Origin of the sequence: Burkholderia sp. BCC1999, assembly GCF_905339975.1 — a bacterium.
Lineage (GTDB): Bacteria > Pseudomonadota > Gammaproteobacteria > Burkholderiales > Burkholderiaceae > Burkholderia.
Genome location: NZ_CAJPHP010000004.1, coordinates 161,393 through 182,335, shown reverse-complemented (window position 1 = coordinate 182,335; position 20,943 = coordinate 161,393). Strand labels below are relative to the sequence as shown.

General features: G+C 68.8%; 18 protein-coding genes. 10 read left to right on the top strand and 8 right to left on the bottom strand.

Annotation, left to right across the window (positions count from 1 at the left end; all coding sequences use genetic code 11):
* Positions 1–95: 95 nt before the first annotated feature.
* Entirely contained in the window at positions 96–632 is a 537-nt protein-coding gene (gene sodC / locus U5809_RS07330) for a superoxide dismutase [Cu-Zn] (RefSeq protein WP_282505760.1), read from the bottom strand.
* Between the two features lie 133 nt (positions 633–765).
* The gene (gene apbC, locus U5809_RS07325) at positions 766–1,857 is read right to left on the bottom strand and encodes an iron-sulfur cluster carrier protein ApbC (RefSeq protein ID WP_322086015.1); all 1,092 of its coding nucleotides are present in this window, start codon (positions 1,855–1,857) and stop codon (positions 766–768) included.
* Between the two features lie 351 nt (positions 1,858–2,208).
* Here apbC and U5809_RS07320 point away from each other — a divergent pair, with 351 nt between their 5' ends.
* On the top strand, positions 2,209–2,853 hold the full coding sequence (locus U5809_RS07320) for an OmpA family protein (protein WP_282505762.1): 645 nt from the start codon (positions 2,209–2,211) through the stop codon (positions 2,851–2,853).
* Between the two features lie 376 nt (positions 2,854–3,229).
* On the top strand, positions 3,230–5,386 hold the full coding sequence (gene metG / locus U5809_RS07315) for a methionine--tRNA ligase (RefSeq protein WP_322086014.1): 2,157 nt from the start codon (positions 3,230–3,232) through the stop codon (positions 5,384–5,386).
* A 58-nt stretch (positions 5,387–5,444) separates the two neighbouring features.
* Here metG and U5809_RS07310 read toward each other — a convergent pair whose 3' ends face one another.
* Together U5809_RS07310 and U5809_RS07305 are read right to left on the bottom strand one after the other, a co-directional pair.
* Positions 5,445–9,518, bottom strand: a complete 4,074-nt coding sequence (locus tag U5809_RS07310) for a translocation/assembly module TamB domain-containing protein (RefSeq protein ID WP_322086013.1) — start codon at positions 9,516–9,518, stop codon at positions 5,445–5,447.
* Between the two features lie 28 nt (positions 9,519–9,546).
* Positions 9,547–11,361 carry an autotransporter assembly complex family protein gene (locus tag U5809_RS07305; protein WP_322086012.1) on the bottom strand — a complete coding sequence of 605 codons (1,815 nt, stop codon included), beginning with the start codon at positions 11,359–11,361 and terminating at the stop codon, positions 9,547–9,549.
* A 247-nt stretch (positions 11,362–11,608) separates the two neighbouring features.
* Between U5809_RS07305 and U5809_RS07300 the strand changes: the two genes are divergently transcribed.
* The 4 genes from U5809_RS07300 to panD all read left to right on the top strand — a co-directional run bounded on the left by U5809_RS07300 (position 11,609) and on the right by panD (position 14,205).
* Complete coding sequence (locus U5809_RS07300; RefSeq protein ID WP_322086011.1) at positions 11,609–11,797, top strand: DUF3460 family protein; 189 nt, start codon at positions 11,609–11,611, stop codon at positions 11,795–11,797.
* Positions 11,798–11,801: 4 nt separating this feature from the next.
* Entirely contained in the window at positions 11,802–12,674 is an 873-nt protein-coding gene (locus tag U5809_RS07295; protein WP_176050634.1) for a segregation and condensation protein A, read from the top strand.
* 259 nt (positions 12,675–12,933) lie between these two features.
* The gene (gene panC / locus U5809_RS07290) at positions 12,934–13,773 is read left to right on the top strand and encodes a pantoate--beta-alanine ligase (RefSeq protein WP_322086010.1); all 840 of its coding nucleotides are present in this window, start codon (positions 12,934–12,936) and stop codon (positions 13,771–13,773) included.
* A gap of 45 nt (positions 13,774–13,818) precedes the next feature.
* Positions 13,819–14,205 (top strand): aspartate 1-decarboxylase, encoded by a 387-nt coding sequence (gene panD, locus U5809_RS07285; protein ID WP_011545962.1) that lies wholly within the window; start codon positions 13,819–13,821, stop codon positions 14,203–14,205.
* A gap of 73 nt (positions 14,206–14,278) precedes the next feature.
* On the opposite strand, the gene U5809_RS07280 is transcribed toward panD, so the two are convergent.
* The 4 genes from U5809_RS07280 to U5809_RS07265 all read right to left on the bottom strand — a co-directional run bounded on the left by U5809_RS07280 (position 14,279) and on the right by U5809_RS07265 (position 17,369).
* Entirely contained in the window at positions 14,279–14,947 is a 669-nt protein-coding gene (locus tag U5809_RS07280; RefSeq protein ID WP_322086009.1) for a ParA family protein, read from the bottom strand.
* 137 nt (positions 14,948–15,084) lie between these two features.
* Positions 15,085–15,498, bottom strand: a complete 414-nt coding sequence (locus U5809_RS07275) for a DoxX family protein (protein WP_322086008.1) — start codon at positions 15,496–15,498, stop codon at positions 15,085–15,087.
* A gap of 148 nt (positions 15,499–15,646) precedes the next feature.
* Positions 15,647–15,784 carry a hypothetical protein gene (locus tag U5809_RS07270; RefSeq protein WP_322086007.1) on the bottom strand — a complete coding sequence of 46 codons (138 nt, stop codon included), beginning with the start codon at positions 15,782–15,784 and terminating at the stop codon, positions 15,647–15,649.
* An 82-nt stretch (positions 15,785–15,866) separates the two neighbouring features.
* Positions 15,867–17,369, bottom strand: a complete 1,503-nt coding sequence (locus U5809_RS07265) for a cobyric acid synthase (RefSeq protein WP_322086006.1) — start codon at positions 17,367–17,369, stop codon at positions 15,867–15,869.
* Positions 17,370–17,443: 74 nt separating this feature from the next.
* Here U5809_RS07265 and cobU point away from each other — a divergent pair, with 74 nt between their 5' ends.
* The 4 genes from cobU to U5809_RS07245 are packed head-to-tail and all read left to right on the top strand — an operon-like array spanning position 17,444 to position 20,862.
* Positions 17,444–17,998: a bifunctional adenosylcobinamide kinase/adenosylcobinamide-phosphate guanylyltransferase gene (gene cobU, locus U5809_RS07260; RefSeq protein WP_322086005.1), complete on the top strand. Its 555-nt coding sequence runs from the start codon at positions 17,444–17,446 to the stop codon at positions 17,996–17,998.
* A complete protein-coding gene (gene cbiB, locus U5809_RS07255) occupies positions 17,992–18,936 on the top strand; it encodes an adenosylcobinamide-phosphate synthase CbiB (protein WP_322086004.1) in 945 nt (314 codons plus the stop codon). Before cobU ends, cbiB begins: the two co-directional genes overlap by 7 nt.
* Positions 18,929–19,948 carry a threonine-phosphate decarboxylase CobD gene (gene cobD / locus U5809_RS07250; RefSeq protein WP_322086003.1) on the top strand — a complete coding sequence of 340 codons (1,020 nt, stop codon included), beginning with the start codon at positions 18,929–18,931 and terminating at the stop codon, positions 19,946–19,948. The genes cbiB and cobD overlap by 8 nt, the downstream gene beginning before the upstream one ends.
* Positions 19,945–20,862, top strand: a complete 918-nt coding sequence (locus U5809_RS07245) for a cobalamin-binding protein (RefSeq protein WP_322086002.1) — start codon at positions 19,945–19,947, stop codon at positions 20,860–20,862. The genes cobD and U5809_RS07245 overlap by 4 nt, the downstream gene beginning before the upstream one ends.
* The last annotated feature ends 81 nt before the right edge of the window (positions 20,863–20,943 follow it).

The following is a 20,943-nucleotide window of genomic DNA, read 5'->3' as shown; positions in this document are numbered from 1 at the left end:
CGCTGCGTGACGGAAAACGAAAGCCGCCGATACAAGACGGCGGCCAGGAAAGGCGGACATTTTACGCGATCATCGGCCGGCGCACGCGGCGGCCGTCAACGGATCACGCCGCAGGCCAGCGCGGGCCCCGCGCCATGCTGCGGAAACGCGGGATCGCTCGGTTCGCGGTGCACCAGCACCGCGCGGTTCATCGCCGAACGCACGCCATCGAGGGCCAGATCGGGCGCGACGATGAAGCCGGCCGCGACGCCGTTCGCGTCCGCATGGATGTTGCCGAGATCGCCGGCGACGCGCGCACCCGCGCGCAGGCGGTCGGCGGCCGGCGCGAACACCTGGCCGGCGCTCGAACCGTCGCCCGCGTTGCAGTCGCCGCGCTCGTGCACCTGCAGCGCATGATCGCTGTTCGGCGGCAGACCGGCCAGGTTGTAGGTGACCTGGACACCGTCCGGGCGCTCGACGAACGTGACGGCGCCGCGCGCCTGCGCGCCGACCGTCGGCTGCAGTTGTGCGTCGGCCCGTTTTTCGTGCGACGAGGAAAAGGAGGTACAGCCGGCCAGCAGGCCCAGCGCGGCGGCGGCCAGCAGCGCGCGCTGCGCGCGGCCGGCGCGCACGCCGTGATGTCGTTGTTTCATTCGATCCTCATGCCGGCGGGCGGTCGTTTGACACGACGGCCGCGCCGGGCGGGTAAAGGGACCCGGGAAAAGTCGCCATGATACCGCGCCTCGTGGCGCCGTAAACAGCGTAAGGGCCCGCCCCGCAAGGGTTTTACGTATTTTGAACAACGATCGACGGGAACTTCGACGTCATGTCGCGCGATCGCTCGGCAATCGCCAGCGCGACGCCGCGCGCGATCTCGCGGTAGCGGCGCGCCAGCGCGCCTTCGGGATCGGCCGCCACCGTCGGCGTGCCGCTGTCGGCGCGCTCGCGGATCGCGATGTCGAGCGGCAGGCTGCCGAGCACGTTCACGTCGTAATCCTTCGCCATCCGCTCGGCGCCGCCGGCGCCGAAGATGTGCTCTTCGTGGCCGCAGTTCGAGCAGATGTGGATGCTCATGTTTTCGACGATACCGAGGATCGGAATCCCGACCTTCTCGAACATCTTCAGGCCCTTCTTCGCGTCGAGCAGCGCGATGTCCTGCGGCGTCGTGACGATCACCGCGCCGGTGACGGGCACACGCTGCGCGAGCGTGAGCTGGATGTCGCCGGTGCCGGGCGGCATGTCGACGATCAGGTAGTCGAGTTCGCGCCAGTTGGTCTGGCGCAGCAGCTGTTCGAGCGCGGAGGTCGCCATCGGGCCGCGCCACACCATCGGGTTGTCTTCCTCGATCAGGAAGCCGATCGAGTTCGCCTGCAGCCCGTGGCCGACCAGCGGGTTCATCGACTGGTTGTCCGGCGACTCGGGGCGCTGGCCGTGGATACCGAGCATCGTCGGCAGCGACGGGCCGTAGATGTCGGCGTCGAGGATGCCGACCGACGCGCCTTCCGCGGCGAGCGCGAGCGCGAGGTTCACGGCCGTCGTGCTCTTGCCTACGCCGCCCTTGCCCGATGCGACCGCGACGATGTTCTTCACGTTCGGCAGCAGCTTCACGCCGCGCTGCACCGTATGCGCGACGATCTCCTGCGACACGGCGACGCGTGCGTCGCGCACGCCCGGCACCGCCTGGAGCGCCGCGGTGACGCGCGCGCGCACGTCGTCGTGCTGGCTGCGCGCGGGATAACCGAGCACCACGTCGAGCGCCACGACATCGCCGTCGATCGCGACGTTGCGCACGCCCTTGTTCGCCGCATACGGGCGGCCGGTATTGGGGTCGACGACTGCCGCCAATGCGGCGTCGACTTGTGCCCGGTCAATGCTCATCGAAACTCCATGAAAACGTTTTTCTCGCGCGCAAACGTCAAAAAATATCAAATTACGCTGCGAAAATCGGGAAAAGTGAAAGAATCTGTTGCACGCCATTGCGCGAACGCGCGACCCGGCGCACTCTTCGCGTGCGGCACGCTATGGGGCCAAATCGGCCACTTACCGCCTATATTGTAGAGGCTGACGCGTCGCACTGTCCGAACAGCCACGCTGACGGACAGGGCATGCGGCCACCTCGGCGGCTGCCGCGAGCGCAGGCCTGCCCTCCTTTTTCGGGCGGCCCGCGCAGGGAGCCGTAACTGTTGTTGTCGTCGTTGTCGACTCGTTCAACCAAGAGAGGAATCCAAGATGAACATGAAAATCGCGACCCGCTTGTCCGTCTTCGCATTGGCCGGCGCACTGCTGGCAGGCTGCGCCACGCAGCAAGGCAACAATACGGCCGTCGGTACCGGCACGGGTGCGGCGCTGGGCGCAGGTATCGGCGCGCTGGCGGGCGGCGGCAAGGGCGCGGCGATCGGCGCAGGTGTCGGCGCACTGGTCGGCGGCGTGACGGGCTACAACTGGCAGGCGATCAAGAACAAGCTCGCGCCGTCGGCAGCGAAGACGGGCACGCAGGTCACCGAACAGCCGGACGGCTCGCTGAAGCTGAACGTGCCGAGCTCGGTCACGTTCGCGACGAACCAGTACGCGATCACGCCGGCCTTCACGCCGCTGCTGAACGACCTGGCCACGACGCTGAACCAGAACCCGCAAGTCACGGCTTCGATCGTCGGCTACACCGACAGCACGGGCTCGGCGCAGCTGAACCAGACGCTGTCGCAGAACCGCGCGCAAAGCGTCGTCAACGCACTCGCCCAGCGCGGCGTGAACGGCGGCCGCCTGTCGGCACAAGGCATGGGCGCATCGAACCCGATCGCGGACAACGCGAGCGAAGCCGGCCGCGCACAGAACCGCCGCGTCGAAATCTACCTGCGCGCAGCGCAGGCGCAGTAAGCACACGACGAGGAGAAGGCGCGGGCAGGCTGCCCGCGCAGCCCCGCCGGACAACGCGTCCGGCGGGGCCGGTAACAAATCGAAAATATTTTCGAACTTCTGTCGCAGGCCGCGGTCAGTATTTACGGTACGCGGCTGGTGTTGCCGGCGCGTCACCATTCTCCTCTTGTCGTTGTTGCTCCGGGGCCGTATCCGCCCCGGTTTTTTTTGCCTGCAGAATTCGTGCTGCGCCGCAGCACAACACTACCGGGTACGCTACCTGCGCGGCCCCGCCTCCTCCGGCGCGCGGTCCGCGGCGCCCGCTCGCATCGCTGGCGTTCGCCCCTGCTAGAATCGCACTTTCCCGTCGTTTTTCCGCAGTTCCTCTACAGACCCTATGTCCGCATCCGACCTCACTTCCGTGCAGGCTGCGGCGCCGCAAGGCGACCGCCAGATCCTCGTAACGTCCGCACTGCCCTATGCCAACGGGCAGATCCACATCGGCCACCTGGTCGAGTACATCCAGACCGACATCTGGGTGCGGACGCTGCGAATGCATGGCCATGAGGTCTACTACATCGGCGCCGACGACACGCACGGCACGCCGATCATGCTGCGCGCGGAGAAGGAAGGCCTGACTCCGAAGCAGCTGATCGATCGCGTGTGGACCGAACACAAGCGCGACTTCGACAGCTTCGGCGTGTCGTTCGACAACTTCTACTCGACAGATTCGGACGAGAACCGCGTGCTGAGCGAGAAAATCTACCTCGCGCTGCAGGACGCCGGCCTGATCGCCGAGCGCGAGATCGAGCAGGCATACGACCCGGTCAAGGAAATGTTCCTGCCGGACCGCTTCATCAAGGGCGAGTGCCCGAAGTGCCACGCGAAGGATCAATACGGCGACAACTGCGAAGTGTGCGGTTCGACCTACCTGCCGACCGAACTGCTGAATCCGTATTCGGTCGTGTCGGGCGCGACGCCGGTGCGCAAGACGTCGAAGCACTACTTCTTCCGCCTGTCCGATCCGCGCTGCGAATCGTTCCTGCGCGAATGGGTGAGCGGCCTCGCGCAGCCCGAAGCGACCAACAAGATGCGCGAATGGCTCGGCGACGCCGGCGAAGCCAAGCTCGCCGACTGGGACATCTCGCGTGACGCGCCGTATTTCGGCTTCGAGATCCCGGGCGCGCCCGGCAAGTATTTCTACGTGTGGCTCGACGCGCCGGTCGGCTACTACGCGAGCTTCAAGAACCTGTGCGACCGCAACGGCATCGACTTCGATGCGTGGATCCGCCCGGGCACGAAGGCCGAGCAGTACCACTTCATCGGCAAGGACATCCTGTACTTCCACACGCTGTTCTGGCCCGCGATGCTCGAGTTCTCGGGCCACCGCACGCCGACCAACGTGTTCGCGCACGGCTTCCTGACGGTCGACGGCGCGAAGATGTCGAAGTCGCGCGGCACGTTCATCACCGCGCAGAGCTACATCGACACGGGCCTGAACCCCGAATGGCTGCGCTACTACTTCGCCGCGAAGCTGAACGCGACGATGGAAGACATCGACCTGAACCTCGACGATTTCCAGGCGCGCGTGAACAGCGACCTCGTCGGCAAGTACGTGAACATCGCGAGCCGCGCGGCCGGCTTCCTGATCAAGCGTTTCGACGGCCGCGTGCAGGACAGCGCGATGAACCACCCGCTCGTCGCGAAGCTGCGCGATGCGATTCCGCAGATCGCCGCGCACTACGAAGCACGCGAATACAGCCGCGCGCTGCGCCAGACGATGGAGCTTGCGGACGAAGTGAACGCGTACGTCGACGGCGCGAAGCCGTGGGATCTCGCGAAGGATCCGGCCAACGCGGTCGCACTGCATGAAACCTGCAGCGTGAGCCTCGAGTCGTTCCGCCTGCTGTCGCTCGCGCTGAAGCCGGTGATGCCGCGTGTCGCCGAGGCCGTCGAGGCGTTCTTCGGGATCGCGCCGCTCGCGTGGGCCGATGCCGCGAAGCCGCTGTCGTCGGAACAGCCGATCAAGGCGTACCAGCACCTGATGACGCGCGTCGACGCGAAGCAGATCGAGGCGCTGCTCGCCGCGAACCGCGATTCGCTGCAGGCCGAGGCCACCGGTGCGGCCGCCGCGAGCGCCAACGCCGCGAAGGACGCAAAGAACAACGCGAAGGCGAACGCGAAACAGGCGGTTGTGAACGGCGCCGACGACGCACCGATCTCGATCGACGATTTCGCGAAGATCGACCTGCGCATCGCGAAGATCGTCGCGTGCCAGGCGGTCGAAGGCTCGGACAAGCTGCTGCAGCTCACGCTCGACATCGGCGAGGAAAAGACCCGCAATGTGTTCTCGGGCATCAAGTCCGCGTACCAGCCCGAGCAGCTCGTCGGCAAGCTGACGGTGATGGTCGCGAACCTCGCGCCGCGCAAGATGAAGTTCGGCCTGTCCGAAGGGATGGTGCTCGCGGCGTCGGCCACCGACGAGAAGGCGGAACCGGGCCTCTACATCCTCGAGCCGCACAGCGGCGCGAAGCCCGGCATGCGCGTGAAGTAAGCCGAACACGCTGCCACTGGCGCAAAAAAAGGCCCCGCACGAGTCGTGCGGGGCTTTTTCATGGCTGCTCGGTAAGCCGCGTGCGTGCGGCGTCGCTGCCGAACCACCGGTCGAAACGCCGCGTGTAGTTCAGGTCGACGCCCTGGAACGTGCCGCCGTACGCGGACACCGACCAGAAGCGCGTCAGGTTGATCGTCGCCTTGAACGCGTTGGCCGCCGATTGCAGCCCCTGCTCGAAACCGAGCACGAACCGCTCGTTGATCGCCTTCGACACCAGCACGACCTGCGGATCGGTCAGGCCGACTTCGCTGCGGCCGACCGACACCTCGTCGAGACCGAAGGTCTGCGCGACGCGCTTGCCGGTCACGCTGCCGAGCAGCCCGAGCGCCGCCGTCATCGCCCCCTGCTGGCCGACGTTGTTGCCCTGGTCGGTGCCGTGCCCGAACAGCAGCCACGACAGCTTTTCGTTGTCCGTGACGTTCGGCTCCGACACGAGCTTGACCGTCAGCGACTGGATCGTGCCCGTCACCTGCACGCCGGCCTCGACCTCCTGGTTGCGCCGCATCGCGAGGATGTTGACGCCCGGGTTCGAGACCGGGCCGTTGAACGTGAAGAAGCCGTTCTCGATCGCGAGCTTGCGGCCGAACGAGGTGTACGTCGACCCTTCGGTCACGCGCACGTTGCCGACCGCGCGCAGCGGCACGCCCGGCGCGCTCATCACGGTGATCGTGCCGCGCAGCCCGAGATCGGCGCCGTGCCCCTTGAAGCGGAAGTTGTTGCCAAGCCCGATGTCTATGTTCGCGCGCGGCGCGAGCGACGGCGCCGGCTTGTCCTCGACCGGCTTCGGCTTCGCGATCGCGGTGCCGGTCGGCGTCTCGCCGCGCACCGTGCCGTCCGGCTGCACGATCACGACGTCGTCCGACAGGTGCGGCGCCGATTCCTCGGGCAGGTCGAACAACGCGCGGTCGACCACGAACTTGCCGTCGATCGACAGCGCGCCGCGCGGCCCGTCATTCGCGACGGTTGCCTTGCCCGACAGCGACAGCTTGCGGTCCGGCGCCGCGAACAGTTCGAGCTTGTCCGCGACGATGCTCGCGGTCAGGTCGGGCGCCTCGCCGTCGAGGCGCACGCGGCCGAGCGCGCGCAGCGTGCCATCGCCGCCGTGGAACTCGACCTGCTGGAATTCGACCAGGTTGTCCGACAGCTTCACGCGCACGATGCCGTCCTTCAGCTGTACGCCCTGGTCGATGAGCGTCGCGGACAAATCGTCGCCCGTCAGCATCCCCGACAGGTTCGGCTTCACCGGCGTGCCGGCGACCGTCAGCTTCAGCGCCGCACGTCCGCCAAGGAGATAGCTCGGCCCGAACAGGTTGCCGGTCGTTTTCAGTGCCGGAATGTCTGCGTCGATGCGGCCCGACAGCGGACCGTCGTTGACGACACCGAACACGCCGTCGTGCAACGCAAACGGCACCGTGACGTTCGCGTCGAGCGTGCCGATCCGGCTCGCCTTCGCGAGCGCCGTCACGTTGAGCCGGTTGCCGGGCGTGAAGCTCGCGCGCGCGGACAGGTCGGTCAACCCGAGCGACGCGATGCCGCGCCCGCTCTCGATCGTCACGTCGCCGCCGCGGCGCTTCACCTGCACGTAGCCCGTCGCGTTCGCGCCGAGCGAGAAATCCCAGTCGGCGTCGAGCACGACGTCGGTCCGCACCGGCGGGCGCTGGCCCGTCAATTCCTGGCGGACTTCGAGGAGACGCGCGACCGACGCGCCGCTCACCGAGCCCGCCGAGCGCATCTGGCCGTGATCGAACACGAACGACTTCAGGTCGATCGCCGCGCCTTCGAGCGTGAGGCGCGTCGCGCCGAGTGTCACGCGGCCGGCGCCGGCCGACACCGTCAGCGGCGCCTGCAGCGCGACGGCCGGCGTGCCGCGATTCGCCAGACGCGTGACGGTGCCGTCCCAGCGCATCCCGTCGCGGTTCTCGACCACGCCGCCGTTCGCCGCGAGCGTCAGGTCGATCACGCGGCCGCCGGCCATCCCGAGCGCCGACGCGTCGAGCGTGTGCTTCGCGCGCGTGCCGTCGAGGTTCGCGCGCAGCGATTTCAGCTTCAGCGAGCCGAGCGCGATGTCGGACGCGTCGGCCGTGAACACGAGCGCGCCGTGCGCGCCGTCGCGGATATCCGCGCGGCCTTGCGCGGCGCCGATCCGGTTCGAGCCGACGACGACGTGCTCGGCCTTGTAGGTGGCCGTCACGTTCGGATGCGCGAAGCTGCCCGTCAGGTCGCCCTGCGCCTGCACGAGCCCTTCGACGCCGAAGCCGAGCCGGTCGAGCTGCGGCGCATCGATCACGAAGCGCAGCCGGTCGCCGGGCGCGCCGAAGCTGCCGCGCAGGTCGACGTGGTTGCCCGCGATCGACAGGGTCGCATTGCTCGGCAGGATCCGCGAACCGGCGAGCTGCACGACGCCGGCGCCGGTCAGCGGCACACCGTCGTACAGGCTGTCGCCGAGCTTGAAGGTCGCCTTCGTCGAAACCTGCGGCGCGAACGCGCCCGACGCCGTCAGCGTGCCCGACACGCGCGTCTCGCCGTGCGTGGCGGACGCCTTGGCCGCCTTGGCAGGCGCCTTGTTGCCGCCGGCCTTCGGTGCGCTCAACGCGGCGAGGAGCAGCGGATCGAACGCCGTGAGCGTTGCCTTCGCGTCGTAGCTCGAATGCGCGTCGTGACGGAACACGCCCGTCAGGTCGATACGCCCCTTGCCTGCCGTCACGCGTGCGTCGGTCAACACGGTCTGCTGCGGCGTCAGCGCGACTTTCGCGCGTGCGCCGAGCGCGAGCTTCGGGTCGTTCAGGTTGAAGTCGACGGTCGTGACGTCGCCCGCGAGCGTCACGCCGAGCGGGCCGCCGAGACGCATCGGCCGCAACTCGGCCACGAACGCGTTCAGGTCGAGGTTCGCGACCTTCAGGTCGAAGCGGCCCTTGCCGCCCTTCAGCGTGCCGTTGCCCGTCACGCTGCCGTCGCGGATCAGTTTCAGCGCGAGATCGTCGATCCGTTGCGCGTGCGCGTCGAGATGCACGTTCGCATGCGCGTCGATTACCGGCAGCAGGTGGTCGCCGAGCGTGCCGGGCTTCGCGTTGACGATCGACACCGGGCCCGTCACCGCGAACCCCTTCGCGGGCGCCGAGCCGGCCGGCGCAGTCACGGGTGCGAGTTCCGCCCGCACCGCGAGATCGGCCGCCGGCGCGCCAGGCGAAAGCGCCTGCGGGTTCACATGGTCGAACGCGAGCGACGCGCGCGTGAGCGGCACCGCGCCGAACGGCGCGGCCTCGACGTGCGCGCGCCCGTTCAGCTTCATCCCGCTCGCGTCGACGTCGGCGACGAGCGCTTCGAGCGAACCCGACACGCGGGCCCGCGCGTCGACCGGCTCGTCCGACAGCTTGCCCGCGTAGGTGGCTTCGCCGGTCAGCGCGAACGGCTTCACGCCGTCGAGCTTCGCACGCGCGGTCAGCGCGCCGTACGGCGTATCGACGCCGTCGAGCACGAGTTCATGGTGACGGCCGTCGCTGCGACCGTTCAGCGCGATATGGTCGAGCTGCGTCGTCGAGCCGCCGTCGTGGATCGCAAGCCGATCGACGCGCAGGTCGTCGATCCGCAACTGCAGCGGCAGGCTCAGGTCCTGCGGCGTGGTGCTCGGCGTCGACGGCCCCGGCGCGACCCGCACGTCGATCGTGCCCGCGCGAAGATAGGCGATCGACAGCCGCCACGGCGCACGGGTCAGCGCCCAGCGGCCGTCGATCCGGTCGATCCGGACCTCGGTGCCCGAGCCGTCGGGGCTCGTCCATGCGAAGCCGCGCAGCCGCACGCCGGTCGCGAGCGAGCCGCCTTCGAGCGTGCCCGCGAGCCGTGTGCCGAGCACGTGCCCGGCCACCTGCCACGCGAGCCGCGTGCCGCGCTCCGTCGTCACCGCGCCCACCACCAGCGCCGCCGCCAGCACGACGAGCAGCACGACCGCCGCGAGCGTCCACGCGACGACGCGCACCGCCCGGCCGCGGCGCGGCGCGCGCGGCGGCGTGTCGGGCGCGCCGTCGGGCGAGTCCGGATCGTGAGGCGGCGGCGTGTCGTTCGGGTCCTTCGTCATGCGGTTCGTCGTCGATGAAGCGGTACGGTCAGAAAGCGATGCCGAGCGTCAGGTACGGGCGCACGCTATGGTTGCGCAACCCGTATGCGACGTCGACGTTGATGGGGCCGACGGGGCTGCGCCAGCGCGCGCCGACACCGACGCCCGGGTAGAACACGCGCTCGCCCCACGCATCGGTCGCGGTGCCGATGTCGAAGAACGTCGCGGCGCCCCAGTCGCGGTTGAACCAGTGCTGGTATTCGGCGGTGCCCGTCATCAGGTATTTGGTCGGCAACACGGAGCCGTCGACACTGTTGCCGATGCTCTGGTAGCCGTAGCCGCGCACCGAGTTCGAGCCGCCCGCGCGGAACAGCAGCGACGCCGGCACGCCGTTCGAGCTGCCGCCCGTGAACACGCCGCCGAGCTCCGCGCGGAACACGAACAGGTCGCGCTTGCCGATCGGCAGGTACTGCTGGCCACGCGCGTAGCCGCGAACGAAGGTCTGGTCGGTCGCCACGCCCTTGATCGCGAAGCCGGCCTCCGCGTGAATCAGGTTGCCCGAACGCGGGAACAGCGGATCGTCGACGTTGCGGCGCGTCCACGCCCACTGCGGCACCAGCGCGCGGCTCGTGGTCGGCCCCGCGCCGTTCTGGTCGAGCCGGTCCTGGTAGTACATCAGCGAATACGAATAGTCGATGAACTGGCCCGTGCGCGTGCGCTGCACGCCGACCCGCGCGCTGTAGATGCGCGTGTCCGACACGTTGGTGTTCGTATAGGACGCCAGCACGCTGTTGGTCCAGCCCTTCTCGCCCGGCGGCATCGACAGCTGGACCTGACCGTACTGCTGGATCTGGTCGAGCCGGCCCGACACCGTCAGCGGCCACGCGGCGCCGAACGTGTCGAGATACGTATAGGAGCCCTGCACGTGCGGCCCCGTATCGGTGGCGAAGCCGACACCGCCGCGGATGTTGTTGTACGGGAACTCGCTGACCTTCACGTGCACGGGCGTGCGCTCGGGCTTCGCCGTATCGTCGCCGACGTCGATCGCGACGCTCGCGTAATAAGGTGTGTTCTGCAACTGCCGCTGCAGCTCGGTGATCCGCTGCACGTCGTAGATCTCGCCTTCCGACAGCGGATTGACGTTCGTGACGATCTTCTCCGGATAGCGACGCACGCCGTCGACGTCGACCTTGCCGATCGTGAAGGTCGGGCCGCTCTCGAACGTGACGGCAAGCGTCGCACGCTGCGTACGCGGATCGATGCGCGCCTCGGACGACGCGATCTTCGCGCCGAGATAACGACGCGACTGCAGCTGCCTGAGCGCCGCGCCCTTCGCACCGTCCCAGTCGGACTGCGTGAACGGATCGCCGGGCTTCAGCGAGAACGCGAAACGCGTCGCGGCCTCCTGCTTCGGATCCTCGGTGTCGACGGGTCCCTTGAACGTCAGGTCGACCGTCGACACGAAGGTCTGCTTCCCCGGATCGACCGCGATGCGCACGTCGCGCTTGCCGTCGCGCGTGCGCACGTCGGTACGCACGACCGGCGAGAAATAGCCGGCCGTCGCGGTCAGGTCGCGCACCTGCTGCGGCGTGGCGGTCACGAGGAAGTCGAACTGGTCGTCGCTGATGTCGTCGCGCTTCGCGAAGCGCGCGATATCGAGATGCGACTTGAGGAGCTTGCGGATCGAGCGCGGCGCGTCGATGTCGACGTCGTACTTCGCATGGGCCGGCAGCGCGAAGCACGCGGCGAGGCACCCGGCGAGGGTCGCCCGTGCGATGCCGGCCACGGCGCCGGCGCGACTGCGTGCCGCGCGCGGGCCCGCGTCGTGCGCCATGGGTGCTTGCTGGTTCGACTGCCCCGCCAAATATGACCTCGCCGTCCTGGATTGTTACGGTTTCGTGGAAAACCCTGTATTTGACCACAGGGCGCGAGCGTCAAAGCCAAACGATTGTGAAAGACTGCTAGGCCCGCCACGGCCGCCGCGCCATGCGCTCCGGCGCCGCCCCGCGGATTCGACGCGCGATTGGCGCCGGCTGTTCCCCGCGATGCGGTAAAATCCCGCCATCGCGAATCCGGCGCATCGTGCGCCGCCCGAAACGGAAGATCCAGCCATGCCGTACCAGTCCGACGTCACGCAGTTCCTGAACCAGCTCAAGCAGCAGAAGCCGACGCTCGAGGAAGAGCAGCGCAAGGGCCGTTCCCTGCTGTGGGACAAGCAGCCGATCGATCTCGAAGAGCGCGCCGACCAGCAGGAAGCGCGCGTGAAGCAAACGTCGTACGTCTACTACCAGAACTTCTGACGACGTGAGCGCCGCCGACGAGGCCAGCGCCGCCCGGCAGGACGACGCGATCGCCGCGCCCGCGGGCGCCGATTCGACGCCCGACACGGTCGACGGTGTCGCGGCGTTCGCTCGCCTGTACGGCGAACCGCTCTTCAAGCTGCCGCAGGACCTGTACATCCCGCCCGATGCGCTCGAGATTTTCCTCGAGACGTTCGAAGGCCCGCTCGACCTGCTGCTGTACCTGATCCGCAAGCAGAATTTCAACGTGCTCGACATCCCGATGGCGCAGGTCACCGCGCAGTATCTGGGTTACGTCGACCAGATCCGCACGACGAACCTCGAGCTGGCGGCCGAGTACCTGCTGATGGCCGCGATGCTGATCGAGATCAAGTCGCGGATGCTGCTGCCGGTCAAGAAGGCCGACACCGGCGAGGAAGCGGAAGATCCGCGCGCCGAACTCGTGCGCCGCCTGCTCGAATACGAGCAGATGAAGCTCGCCGCGCAGCGGCTCGACCAATTGCCGCAGCTCGGCCGTGACTTCCTGCGCGCCGACGTCTACATCGAGCAGAGCATCACGCCGCGCTTCCCCGACGTGAACTCGGACGACCTGCGCGCCGCGTGGGCCGACGTGCTCAAGCGCGCGAAGCTCGTCCAGCATCACAAGATCTCCCGCGAGGAGCTGTCGGTGCGCGAACACATGAGCCTGATCCTGCGCCGGCTGCAGAACGCGCGCTTCATGGAGTTCGCCGACCTGTTCGACACGTCGCGCGGCGTGCCAGTCGTCGTCGTGAACTTCATCGCGATGCTCGAACTCGCACGCGAATCGCTCGTCGAGATCACGCAGCCCGAACCGTTCGCGCCGATCTACGTGCGCCTCGCGTACCTGCCCGCGTAACACCCGCCCCCGCCGCTTCCCGCTTCATCCCGATCCCGGCGCTCGCCGCTTCGCCGCGGCGGCTGGTCGTCCGGCGGGTATCCGGCACGCTCCGATAAAAAGTGAACGATCGTTCTTTTATCGATGCGTCCGGCGGCCAAATCCTCTACAATCCGCCGACGCCCGATGCGCCGCCCGCGCGCCGGCGTTCTCCGCTTCGACCCCGACGCCGCTGTTGCGGCGCCAACGCGCGCATGCGCGAGGAACCCGCTACCCGATCATGAAAGTCATCAGCTCGATCCATGAACTGCGCGACCAGCTGCGCGGACAGAACCGCACGGCGTTCGTGCCGACGATGGGTAACCTTCACGAAGGGCACCTGTCGCTGATGCGCCTCGCGCGCCAGCACGGCGACCCGGTCGTGGCGAGCATCTTCGTCAACCGGCTGCAATTCGGCCCGAGCGAGGATTTCGACAAGTACCCGCGCACGCTGCAGGACGATATCGAGAAGCTGCAGAAGGAAAACGTCTACGTGCTGTTCGCGCCGACCGAGCGCGACATGTACCCGGAACCGCAGGAATACCGCGTGCTGCCGCCGGATGACCTCGGCGGCATTCTCGAGGGTGAATTCCGGCCCGGCTTCTTCGCCGGCGTGTGCACGGTCGTCACGAAGCTGATGTCCTGCGTGCAGCCGCGCGTCGCCGTGTTCGGCAAGAAGGATTACCAGCAGCTGATGATCGTGCGCCGGATGTGCCAGCAGCTTGCGCTGCCGGTCGAGATCATCGCGGCCGAAACCGTGCGCGACGAGGACGGCCTCGCGCTGTCGTCGCGCAACCGCTACCTGACGACCGACGAGCGCAAGGAAGCGCCCGAACTCGCGAAAACGCTGCAGCGCGTGCGCGACAGCGTGCTCGGCGGCGAACGCGATCTCGGCAAGCTCGAGCAGCACGCGCGCACGCACCTGGCCGAGCGCGGCTGGGCGCCCGACTACATCGCGATCCGCCGTCGCGCGAACCTGATCGCACCGAGCGCCGCCGAACTCGAAGCCGGCGAGCCGCTCGTCGTGCTCGCGGCCGCGAAGCTCGGCGCGACGCGCCTCATCGACAACCTGGAAATCTGACGGGCCGCCGCGCCCGCGCCTCTCACGACGCATCACGGAGACACCATGCAGCGCCACATGCTCAAATCGAAGATCCACCGCGCGGCAGTCACGCACTGCGAGCTGCACTACGAAGGCTCGTGCGCGATCGACGAAGACCTGCTCGAAGCGGCCGGCCTCATCGAAAACGAACGGATCGACATCTGGAACATCAACAACGGCGAGCGCTTCTCGACGTACGCGATCAAGGGCGAGCGCGGCAGCGGGATGATCTCGCTGAACGGCTCGGCCGCGCGCCGCGCGCAGCTCGGCGACCTCGTGATCATCGCGGCGTTCGCGATGGTCGACGAAGCCGAACTGCAGGCCGGCTGGAAGCCGAAGCTCGTGTTCATCGACGACGGCAACAAGATCAAGGGCCACCGCGATCACGTACCGACGCAGAACTGGACGTAAGCCGCCTGCCGCTTACGAACAAAGGGCCGGATCCCGTACGCCACGGGATCCGGCCCTTCTCGTTTCGTCACGCTCAGGACGCCTTGGCGACCTTCTCCGCCTTTTCCGCCTTCGGCGCACGGCGCTCGGCCCATTCGACGATCGGCCGCCACTGTTCGAGATCCTTCTCGACGCGGCTCTTCGCGACGTCCCACAGCGTCAGGCCGTGCGCGGCGATCTGCACGTAGTTCTGCGTGTCGCGCACGTAGCCGAGCACCGGCAGGCCAAGCCCCTCGACGAACCGGTGCAGCTGGTCGGACGAGCGCGTACGCGCATCGACCCGCATCCCGACGATCCCGACCTCGACGCTGCCCTTGCGCACCGCCTTCTCGCCGGCCAGGCGCTCCAGAAACTGCTGGGTCGCGAGAATATCGAACATCGACGGCTGCAGCGGCACGATCACCTTGTCGGCCAGTTGCAGCGCGAGATTGAGGCGGGTGCCATGCAGGCCGGCCGGCGTGTCGATCACCGCATATTCGAGGCCGCGTGGCGGCTTCGACGGCGCGTCCGGATCGAGATCCCACGCCTCGATCGGCGGCAGGCCGGCGGGCCGCAGGTCGAGCCACGCATGCGCGGACTGCTGCCGGTCAAGGTCGGCCAGCGCAACCCATGCGCCCTGCGCCGCGAAATAGCCGGCAAGATTGGTGGACAGCGTGCTCTTCCCCACGCCGCCCTTCGGATTCGCCACCACGATCACCGTCATGAATTCCCCCGAAAAAGCCGCGCGGCGCCGGCCGCATGGCTGGCGCCGCTCGATTGCGGATACAGGGAGCGATGATATCGGCAAACGGGGTGTCACCGGAACGGGTTGCGCCGATCCGCACGCCGCTTTCGTTCGCCTTACGCGTGCTGGGCCGCCGCCTCCCGCGCACCGATCGCAAACGCCCCGCCGCCCAGCAGCGCCTGCACGGCCAGCGTGACGGCCCAGAACGCCGGATATTCCCAGCCGCCGTTCGGCGACGAGAAGCTCCAGCCGTTCGGCAGATGCGCGGCGGTCGCGCCGAGCATGAACGGCAGCAGCACGAGCGCGGCGACGCGCACGCGGAAGCCCGCGAGCAGCGCGAGGCCGCCCGCCAGCTCGACGAACGTCGTCAGGTACGCGAGCCAGCCCGGCAGGCCGATCGACGCGAAGAATTGCGCGGTGCCGGGCAGCGTGAAGACGAACACCTTCTGCGCCACGTGCGCGAGGTACAGCACGCCGAGCGTGACACGCAGCAGCGTCGCGGCGAAATCGTTCAGGCGATTGGAGTTCATGGCGGATTCCTTCGTGAGTGGATGAGAATGGATCACACTCTATTGAAATCAATTTCGCCGATAAACACGCCAATACGCTTTAATTGATTCCCAGCGAGAACGAATCGAATTAAAAACGGGCATGAGCGATCATGCCCGTTGCGATGCTTCAGTAGCCGCTCTTGCCTTGTGTGGCGTCGCCGGAGCCGGACTGGCCGCCCGGCGTGTACGAATCGCACGCATGCGCCACCGCCGACACGCCCAGCAGCGCCGCGAGCAGCATGCTCCACCACCATCGAGCCTTCATCGTCGCACTCCTCCGGGCGGACCTCCGCCCTCCTCTGTTGTACGCGATCGGGCGGAAAAAGCGAGGGCTGGCCGCGCGCACGTCAACGAAATTCGGCGTACAGCGCGTCGAGATCGAGATGGTCGGCGAACGTGTCGGCCAGCCGCTCGAGCGATGCCTCGCGCAGCGCCGGATAGTCGATGCGTTCCGCGCCGTCGAGCCCGGCCCACGCGAGCAGCGCCGAACATGCGTCGGGCGCGTCGAACAGCCCGTGCACGTAGGTCGCGAGGATCTGGCCGTCGGCCGACACCGCGCCGTCCGCGCGCGCACCGTCCTGCACACCGTCGGCCGCCAGCGTCAACGCGGGCGCCGCGAGCGCGGGCCCGCGCGTGTCGCCCATGTGGATCTCGTAGCCGCGCACGGTGGCTCCGCCCGGCAGCGCGAGTTGTCCCGTCACGTTCTTCAGCGTCTTGTCGGGCTGCAGCGTCGTGTCGAAATCGAGCAGCGCGAGCCCCGGCATGCTGCTGGGCACGCCTTCGAGGCCGAGCGGATCGTCGAGCGTGCGGCCGAGCATCTGCATCCCGCCGCAGATGCCGATCACCTTGCCGCCGTAGCGCAGATGGCGACGGATCACCGCATCCCAGCCCGCGTCGCGCAGCCATGCGAGGTCGCGCTGCACGCTCTTCGAACCGGGCAGGATCAGCAGGTCCGCGTCCGGCACGGGGCCGCTCTTCCAGTATGTGAATTCGACTTGCGGATGCGCGCGCAGCGGATCGAAATCCGTGTGGTTGCTGATGCGCGGCAGCGCGGGCACGACGACGCGCAGCACGCCGGCGTCGCCGCGCGCGGCGGCGCTGCGCGCCTGAGCGGGCAGCATGTCCTCGGCGTCGAGCAGCAGCCCGTGCAGGTAAGGCAGCACGCCGAACACGGGCTTGCCCGTCTGCGCGCGCAGCCAGTCGAGCCCCGGTTCGAGCAGCTTGATGTCGCCGCGGAAGCGGTTGATCACGAAGCCGCGCACGCGTGCGCGTTCGCTGTCCGACAGGCACGCGAGCGTGCCGACCAGGTGCGCGAACACGCCGCCGCGGTCGATGTCGGCGACGAGCACGACCGGACAGTCGACGCGTTCGGCGAAGCCCATGTTCGCGATGTCGCCTTCGCGCAGGTTGATCTCGGCCGGGCTGCCGGCGCCTTCGACGATCACCGTGTCGTAGCCGGCACGCAGGCGCGCATACGACTCGAGCACCGCATCGAACGCGACCGGCTTGTAGTCGTGATACGCGCGTGCGTCGAGGTTCATGCGCGCCTTGCCGTGAATGATCACCTGCGCGCCGCGGTCGCTCGTCGGCTTCAGCAGCACGGGGTTGAAATCCGTATGCGGCGCGACGCCCGCGGCCAGCGCCTGCAGCGCCTGCGCGCGGCCGATCTCGCCGCCGTCGGCCGTTACCGCGCTGTTGAGCGCCATGTTCTGCGGCTTGAACGGCGCGACGCGCGCGCCGGCACGGTGCGCGAGGCGGCACAATCCCGCGACGAGCGTGCTCTTGCCCGCGTCGGACGTCGTGCCCTGGATCATCAGCGTGCCGCGCGGCCGCGGCTCGGGTGCATTCATCGTGTAAAGGTCGTTGCGAAGCAAAGGCCGCATTATCGCCCGCGCCGGTATGCCCGCGCCGTTACAATCACGCGATGATTCCGCACGACCTCACCTTCGTCCTCGGCGGCGCGCGCTCGGGCAAGAGCGCCTACGCCGAGCGGCTCGCCGCCGACAGCGGCCGCACCGTCACCTACATCGCGACCGCGACCGCCGCCGATGCCGAATTCGCGCAGCGCATCGCGCATCATCGCGCGCGGCGGCCGGCCCACTGGGGCTTCGCCGACGCACCCGTCGACCTCGCCGGCACGCTCGCGCGGCTCGACGATCCGCACGCGTGCCTGCTCGTCGACTGCCTGACGCTGTGGCTCACGAACCTGCTGTGCCCGGCCGACGGCGAACCGCTCGACGATGCGCAGTACGCGGCCCAGGTCGACCGTCTCGAGCACGCATTGCGCGGCGCGCGCGCGAAGGTGATCGTCGTCAGCAACGAGATCGGGCTCGGCGTCGTGCCGCTCGGGTCGGTCACGCGCCGCTACGTCGACGAACTCGGGCGCCTGAACCAGCGCGTCGCCGCGCTCGCGACGCGCGTGACGCTGCTCGTCGCGGGGCTGCCGCTCGACCTCAAGGCGGGAGCATCGTCATGCTGATGCTGTCGCTGCCTGTTGTCGCGATGCTCGCGGTCGCGGCCGCGATCGTCGACCGCGCACTCGGCGAGCCGGCCGGCTGGCATCCGCTCGTCGCGTTCGGCCGCCTCGCCGCACGCATCGAAGGCGCACTGAACACCGGCCGGCGCGGCCGCATGATCGGCGTCGCCGCGTGGATCGCGGCCGTCGTGCCGCCGGTGGCCGTCGCGGCATGGCTTGTCACCGTGCTGCCGTGGCCGCTCGCGGCCGCGCTGCACGTCGCGCTGCTGTGGTTCGCGCTCGGCGCGAAGAGCCTCGCCGACCATGTCGCGCCGATCGCCGCCGCGCTGCTGCGGCACGACCTCGCGGCCGCCCGCACGCTGACCGCGCGCATCGTGTCGCGCGATACGAGCGACGCCGACGAAGGCGCGCTGTCGCGCGCGGCCGTCGAATCGGCGCTCGAAAACGGCAACGACGCGATCTTCGGCGCGCTGTTCTGGTTCGTCGTCGCAGGTGGTCCCGGCGCGCTGCTGTTCCGGCTCGCGAATACGCTCGACGCGATGTGGGGCTACCGCACGCCGCGCTTCCTGACCTTCGGCTGGGCCGCCGCGCGTCTGGACGATGCGCTGAACTGGCTGCCCGCGCGCCTCACGGCCGCGAGCTACGCACTGCTCGGCGATACGGCTACCGCATGGCGCTGCTGGCGCACACAGGCGCGTCACTGGGACAGCCCGAACGCAGGCCCAGTGATGGCAGCGGGCGCCGGCAGCCTGAACGTGCAGCTCGGCGGCCCGGCCGTCTATCACGGCGAGATCGAGGATCGCCCCGCGCTGGGTACCGGCGCGTCTGCAACCGCCCTCCACATCGTCGCCGCGCTGTCGCTCGTCACGCGCACGCTTGCCCTGTGGCTCGCGCTGCTGGTCGCGAGCGGCGCACTCGCCATGGCCACCCATCATGTCTGATACACGCATCGTGCATGGCGGCAACCTGCATGAAGCCGCCCGCCGCCACGGCATCCCGTACGACGCGTGGCTCGACTTGTCGACCGGCATCAATCCGGTCGGCTATCCGGTGCCGCCCGTCCCGGCCGACGCGTGGCGCCGGCTGCCCGACGACGGCGACGGCCTCGCGGCCTGCGCCGCGCAGTACTACCACGCACCCGATCCCGCCCACGTGTTGCCGGTTGCCGGCAGCCAGGCCGCGATCCGCGCATTGCCCGCGTTGCTGCCGGCCGGCGACGCCGGAGTCGCGACGCTCGCATACGGCGAATATGCGCCCGCATTCGTGCGTCACGGCCATCGTGTCGTACCGCTCGACATCGGCGCCGATACGCTGCCCGCGACAATGCGTCACGCCATCGTCGGGAATCCGAACAATCCGACCGCCGAATTCGTGCCGACCGAGCGCCTGCTCGGCTGGCGTGCGCAACTGGCGGCACGCGGCGGCACGCTGATCGTCGACGAGGCATTCGCCGATACCGGCGCATCACAGTCGCTCGCGCCGCAGGTCGATCGCCCGGGGCTCGTCGTGCTGCGCTCGGTCGGCAAGTTCTACGGGCTCGCCGGCATCCGCGCGGGCTTCGTGCTCGCGTGCCCCGAACGCATCGTCGCGTTGCGCGACATGCTCGGCGCGTGGACGGTCGGCGGTCCCGCGCGGCACGCGGTGACCTTCGCGTTTGCCGATCGCGCGTGGCAGGCCGCCGCCCGCGAACGGCTCGCGGCCGACGGCGAACGACTGGCCGAATTACTGCGTACGCATGGCTTCGCGGTTCGTGCAACACCGCTCTTCAGCTGGACCGACGACCCGCGCGCCGCGGCCTTGCATGCAGCACTCGCGGCACACGGAATCTGGACGCGGCACTTCCCGGCGCCGTCGAGCGTACGCGTCGGCCTGCCAGGCAGCGAAGCCGAATGGCAGCGCCTCGGCGACGCGCTTGCGCGCTGCGTGCCGCTGCTTCGACAGGCATCCGCATGAGTCCGCGCCTGTTTCGCCGGCTGGCGCCGGTCGCGATGCTGGCCGCGCTGGCGCACGCTCCGCTCGTCCACGCCGAGGTGTCGACGCGCGACGACGCCGGCAACACCGTCACGCTGCCCGCACCGGCGCAACGCGTGATCAGCCTCGCACCGCACGCGACCGAACTCGTCTACGCGGCCGGCGGCGGTGCGAAGCTCGTCGGCACCGTCACGTACAGCGACTATCCGCCCGCCGCGCAAGCGGTGCCGCGTATCGGCGACAACAAGGCGCTCGACCTCGAGCGGATCGCCGCGTTGAAGCCCGACCTGATCGTCGTCTGGCGGCACGGCAACGCCGAGCGCCAGACCGACGCGCTGCGTGCGCTGCACATCCCGCTGTTCTTCAGCGAACCGAAGCATCTCGACGACGTGTCGTCGTCACTGCGCCGGCTCGGCACGCTGCTCGGCACTCAACCGGCGGCCGATGCGGCTGCGGCCGCCTATACGCGCGACATCGCGGCACTGCGCACACGCTACGCGGCGCGCGCGCCCGTCACGATGTTCTTCCACGTCTGGGATCGGCCGCTGACGACGCTCAACGGCACACACCTGATCAACGAAGTGATCGAGCTATGCGGCGGGCGCAACGTGTTCGCGTCGCTCAAGCCGCTCGCACCGACCGTCACCGACGAGGCCGTGCTCGCGGCGAATCCGGAAGCGATCGTGACGACCAGCGCCGGTGCGACGCGTTCGAACGAACCGCTGCCGAGCCTGGCACGCTGGCGCGCGTGGCCCGCGCTGACGGCCGTGACACGCAACAACCTGTTCGCGATCGACGGCGACCTGCTGACGCGGCCTTCGCCTCGGATCGCACAGGGTGCGGCCGCGCTGTGCGAGGACCTCGATGCCGCGCGTGCGCGGCGGCCGGCGCGCTGAATTCCTGCAACATGCCGGCACATCGCGCACCTGCGCCCGATGTGACCGCTATCCGAGGAACGGATTGGCCGCGCGCTGCGT

What these genes read in the sequence shown, in the direction of transcription:
- sodC (WP_282505760.1), bottom strand. Translation starts at nt 632, where the DNA reads ATGAAACAACGACATCACGGCGTGCGCGCCGGCCGCGCGCAGCGCGCG.
- apbC (WP_322086015.1), bottom strand. Translation starts at nt 1,857, where the DNA reads ATGAGCATTGACCGGGCACAAGTCGACGCCGCATTGGCGGCAGTCGTC.
- U5809_RS07320 (WP_282505762.1), top strand. Translation starts at nt 2,209, where the DNA reads ATGAACATGAAAATCGCGACCCGCTTGTCCGTCTTCGCATTGGCCGGC.
- metG (WP_322086014.1), top strand. Translation starts at nt 3,230, where the DNA reads ATGTCCGCATCCGACCTCACTTCCGTGCAGGCTGCGGCGCCGCAAGGC.
- U5809_RS07310 (WP_322086013.1), bottom strand. Translation starts at nt 9,518, where the DNA reads ATGACGAAGGACCCGAACGACACGCCGCCGCCTCACGATCCGGACTCG.
- U5809_RS07300 (WP_322086011.1), top strand. Translation starts at nt 11,609, where the DNA reads ATGCCGTACCAGTCCGACGTCACGCAGTTCCTGAACCAGCTCAAGCAG.
- panC (WP_322086010.1), top strand. Translation starts at nt 12,934, where the DNA reads ATGAAAGTCATCAGCTCGATCCATGAACTGCGCGACCAGCTGCGCGGA.
- panD (WP_011545962.1), top strand. Translation starts at nt 13,819, where the DNA reads ATGCAGCGCCACATGCTCAAATCGAAGATCCACCGCGCGGCAGTCACG.
- U5809_RS07280 (WP_322086009.1), bottom strand. Translation starts at nt 14,947, where the DNA reads ATGACGGTGATCGTGGTGGCGAATCCGAAGGGCGGCGTGGGGAAGAGC.
- U5809_RS07275 (WP_322086008.1), bottom strand. Translation starts at nt 15,498, where the DNA reads ATGAACTCCAATCGCCTGAACGATTTCGCCGCGACGCTGCTGCGTGTC.
- U5809_RS07270 (WP_322086007.1), bottom strand. Translation starts at nt 15,784, where the DNA reads ATGAAGGCTCGATGGTGGTGGAGCATGCTGCTCGCGGCGCTGCTGGGC.
- U5809_RS07265 (WP_322086006.1), bottom strand. Translation starts at nt 17,369, where the DNA reads ATGAATGCACCCGAGCCGCGGCCGCGCGGCACGCTGATGATCCAGGGC.
- cobU (WP_322086005.1), top strand. Translation starts at nt 17,444, where the DNA reads ATGATTCCGCACGACCTCACCTTCGTCCTCGGCGGCGCGCGCTCGGGC.
- cbiB (WP_322086004.1), top strand. Translation starts at nt 17,992, where the DNA reads ATGCTGATGCTGTCGCTGCCTGTTGTCGCGATGCTCGCGGTCGCGGCC.
- cobD (WP_322086003.1), top strand. Translation starts at nt 18,929, where the DNA reads ATGTCTGATACACGCATCGTGCATGGCGGCAACCTGCATGAAGCCGCC.
- U5809_RS07245 (WP_322086002.1), top strand. Translation starts at nt 19,945, where the DNA reads ATGAGTCCGCGCCTGTTTCGCCGGCTGGCGCCGGTCGCGATGCTGGCC.